The sequence below is a fragment of the Candidatus Jordarchaeum sp. genome (assembly GCF_052745115.1).
The window spans coordinates 1-3,403 of sequence record NZ_JBRAKS010000396.1 but is presented as its reverse complement, the minus strand read 5'-3'; the positions used below and the strand labels follow the sequence as shown (position 1 = coordinate 3,403).

General features: G+C 41.9%; 4 protein-coding genes. All 4 read right to left on the bottom strand.

What is annotated here, in order from left to right:
- Positions 1 to 1,015, bottom strand: a 1,015-nt coding sequence (locus tag ACUVXA_RS18450) for a CBS domain-containing protein (protein ID WP_445872756.1), incomplete at its 3' end; no start/stop codon positions are given.
- A 249-nt stretch (positions 1,016 to 1,264) separates the two neighbouring features.
- Entirely contained in the window at positions 1,265 to 1,714 is a 450-nt protein-coding gene (locus tag ACUVXA_RS18445; protein ID WP_445872755.1) for an aspartyl protease family protein, read from the bottom strand.
- A gap of 11 nt (positions 1,715 to 1,725) precedes the next feature.
- On the bottom strand, positions 1,726 to 1,968 hold the full coding sequence (locus ACUVXA_RS18440) for a DUF5678 domain-containing protein (RefSeq protein WP_445872754.1): 243 nt from the start codon (positions 1,966 to 1,968) through the stop codon (positions 1,726 to 1,728).
- A 303-nt stretch (positions 1,969 to 2,271) separates the two neighbouring features.
- Complete coding sequence (locus tag ACUVXA_RS18435; RefSeq protein ID WP_445872753.1) at positions 2,272 to 3,351, bottom strand: AAA family ATPase; 1,080 nt, start codon at positions 3,349 to 3,351, stop codon at positions 2,272 to 2,274.
- Positions 3,352 to 3,403 lie beyond the last annotated feature (52 nt).

The following is a 3,403-nucleotide window of genomic DNA, read 5'->3' as shown; positions in this document are numbered from 1 at the left end:
TAGGAGTGTACGCCCTTGCCCTTACCTTATACCTCTTTCTGTTTCCGGTCACTCGAATTGTTTTTCCATGCACAACAATCTCTTGTAGGCTCGGATGCATTCTTAGCCCTCTCACTGCAACTCGCTCTATCTTTCTCTTAGCTGATTCCATTTCAGCCTCATCTTCGTTTTGGAATCCGAACACGTATAACGGCATGTGAATGCTTGGCTTGAACTCGATTAGAAGCTTTATCACATCTCTCGGCGTTATTATTCCTACAGGTTTGTGTTTCTCGAGGACCAGACAGTAGCCTTTCCTCAAGGATGCCATTTCACGGACGACATCTACTATCGGCGTCCTCGGCGAGACGTGAAGCGGATGCGTGTCCATTACTCCTTTTATATCCATCTTGAAGATCCTTGGTTTCTCTCCTCTTCGCTCTCCAACAGTCACTCTTTCACGCGGCTTGAAGAAGTTCCAAACAATGTCTTTGGCCGTAACTAAACCTCCAAGCTTACCTTCTTGGTCAACAACCGGGGTGTGACTGATTCCCCGCTTCAGCATTAAGCTTCTAACCTCCCCTACTGAAGAATCTCGATAAACTTTGAATGGATCTTTAACCATAAGATCTTCAGAGAGAAAATCCTTAAGGTCCTCACAGTCAGCCATCTTCTCCAAGATCCTGGTTTGCCGAACCACGCCTTCAACGGAGTGATCCTTCGTAATGGGTAGCATCCTAATTCTGTTCTCAACAAGTTTCAAGGCAACATCGTATATTGGTGTGTCAAGAGATAAGCTTGGGGGCCTAAACGCGATCCTTGAAACAGAGCTCCTTTCAGGATGCATTACTCTCATAATATCTCTAACAGTGACAATCCTAGCAACATCTCTGTTTGTCACCAACGCTTCGTAGCTCTCAGTCGAGTATAGGAGTGAGATAAGCCTTGACACGCTCTCAGAATGCGAGATACATGGACAGCCTGACTCCAGAATTTCATCGATCCGCGAGTACGCCAGCTCCCTAAGAAAGAACATGCGGAAGAATCACCGCTTGCCATAATCAAATAAAAAGGGATTTAACTACTTTTTGGTCATGGTTATGCGGTCTTGGCGCATAGTACGTTTGCTCTGAAGTGGGAAGATAAGAGTATTTATTGATATTGATATGAATGTTTTCTTGAACTATCGGTTTTAAGTAGTGCGGGTGGGATTTCCGCACAAATTTACCAGTAAAAATTGAAAATTTATTTTGTTGTTTGTTAAAAATCTGAGAGAGTTAGACAGCTAGAGCATGGATGGTTTTTCATCAGTTATGTATGCAGTTTCATGTCTTTTGTCGTATACGAGGGCGTACTTGTTTAGGATGTCTCTTCCGAGGATGCTTGGTATTCGCATTATACGTTCATCTTGAATTGCATGTCTTAACACGTATATTCTTTCCATGCTTTCTACGTGGCTTTTTCCGTTTTCTCTTCTGAAAGTTAATTTTACATTTTTCATGGCATATGCGTCGACTAGCCCGCCTATTCCAAGCATGCCCTCACTTAACCGTTCCAATTTATTAAAATCTATTCCTAATCTTAATGAGTCTTTGTCGCATATGGTGGTTCTTGAAGCACCCGTATCAACTAAAAACTGGATAGTCTCATTTATTCCGGGGGTTTTAGATTCGAGTATGGCAACTAAATAAGCTGCTTCAAAAATTTCTGGTTTAAAGAAGCACGGAATACGCAAGAAACCACTTCTCAAAGGATAAGCTCTATTTCTTTTGCGGTTATATATTCCATAGCAATTTCGTTGTAGTTTTCGGGATAATTCTTGCGTAGCCTCTTAACAAGTCTGCTTAAATCTCGATCATGATCAACTACCGTTTCGTTCAAAACCGCAATCCATTCATCCACGTACTTCTTCTTCAACTCTTCATAATGTCTACTAGCCCACTTTGTGTTCTCTTCATACTTCGAAAGAACAGCAACAACAGAACTCATCCGTTAAGCCACCAACCCAAATATAAGATACACAAAACAACTTAAATCATTTTTGAAATCACACAAATTTCCTAGGTCTTAACAAATTTTACCAGTAAAAATATCTGAAATCTCACCCCGCCTAAAAATCCTAAGAATGAGCTTCTTTAGCCAAAATAAGCCTCCTAAAGGCTTTATTTTTGATGCGGGGGGGTGGGATTTGCACTCCCCACAGCGTGGAGAAATCACCCGCAAAACTCCTCTTTTTTCTGTTTTATGGTTAACATGCCGCTCATGTTTTACTCATGTAAGTGCTTACGGCCCTTAAGTTATTTGTGAGGTTAGCAGAAGTTTTCTAAGCATGGGGTCATTGGTTCTGTAGGTTTTATCTTTCTCTTCAATTAGCATAGCAGCTTTTAGGTTTTCTATTATGCGGTAGATTGTTGCGTCGTTCACTGCGGATGCTTTTGCTATTTCTACGGCTCCTTTTATCTCGGACCAGCGAGCTGATGTTGCTGTTGCTTTGAGGGCTGCCAAATAGGCTTGTTTGTCTCTGCCCTCAAGAAAATGCTCGAGTTCGTCCTTCACGATTTTTATGCCTTCAGAAATGGTTTCTTCAAGAGCTTTTCGGTGTGGAAGTTTGCGCACTGCTATGTTGTTTCCATAGAGGGTTAGCCATCCTGGAATGCCGTCAAGCCTTTCAACAGCTTCATTTATTATTTCATCTTCTGGAGTTAGTTTGTTCTCTTCAAAACCTTTCCTTAAAAATTTAATGGAAAGTTCTTTTGGGAAGGGCTGAAGATAAAGCTTTGCAGGAGAACGTCCATAAAGGGGTGAAGACGAAGTTGGCTCAAGCAATGTTTTCATAAGACCAAACATGGATCCGGTGAATATGAAGACTATGTTCGGGTGTGTATTAAAGATATTAGCTAACAGTTTTAATAGGCGGCCGGAGATTGCTACAATCTCTTGAACTTCATCAAGTGCTATAACACAATTTTCCGCCCTGCTTCCAATTGCTTCCAATAGATCCCACATCGTCGTCATGGGTTTTTTGGAAATTGATATCGAGATACCGCCGGGTCCTATAGACACGCCCTCAATCCTCTGAGCCAAATCCTTCATCTCCCGCAGAATGCTTTTTTCATCATTAAGACCTCGTGCTACGGCTTTCAATAAGCCGCCTGTTCCCTTTGCTCCCCAAAGGTTTACATAAACGACTCTTGTTTTAGCCTTTTTTAATTCTGCTCCAGCCACTTTTACTAAGCTTGTTTTCCCAACCATCCTCGGACCGAGGACAGCGACCCACCTCCTAGCTCTAACAAGATGGGTGAGTTCTTCAAGCTCCCTTTCTCGACCAAACAGTTCTTTTGAAGATTCCTTTGGATTAAGGTCAAATAGCAAACTTAACCCCCGTAAGCACTTACATCCCATAAGTAAATAACTTTTCTGTTAA

What these genes read in the sequence shown, in the direction of transcription:
- ACUVXA_RS18440 (WP_445872754.1), bottom strand. Translation starts at nt 1,968, where the DNA reads ATGAGTTCTGTTGTTGCTGTTCTTTCGAAGTATGAAGAGAACACAAAG.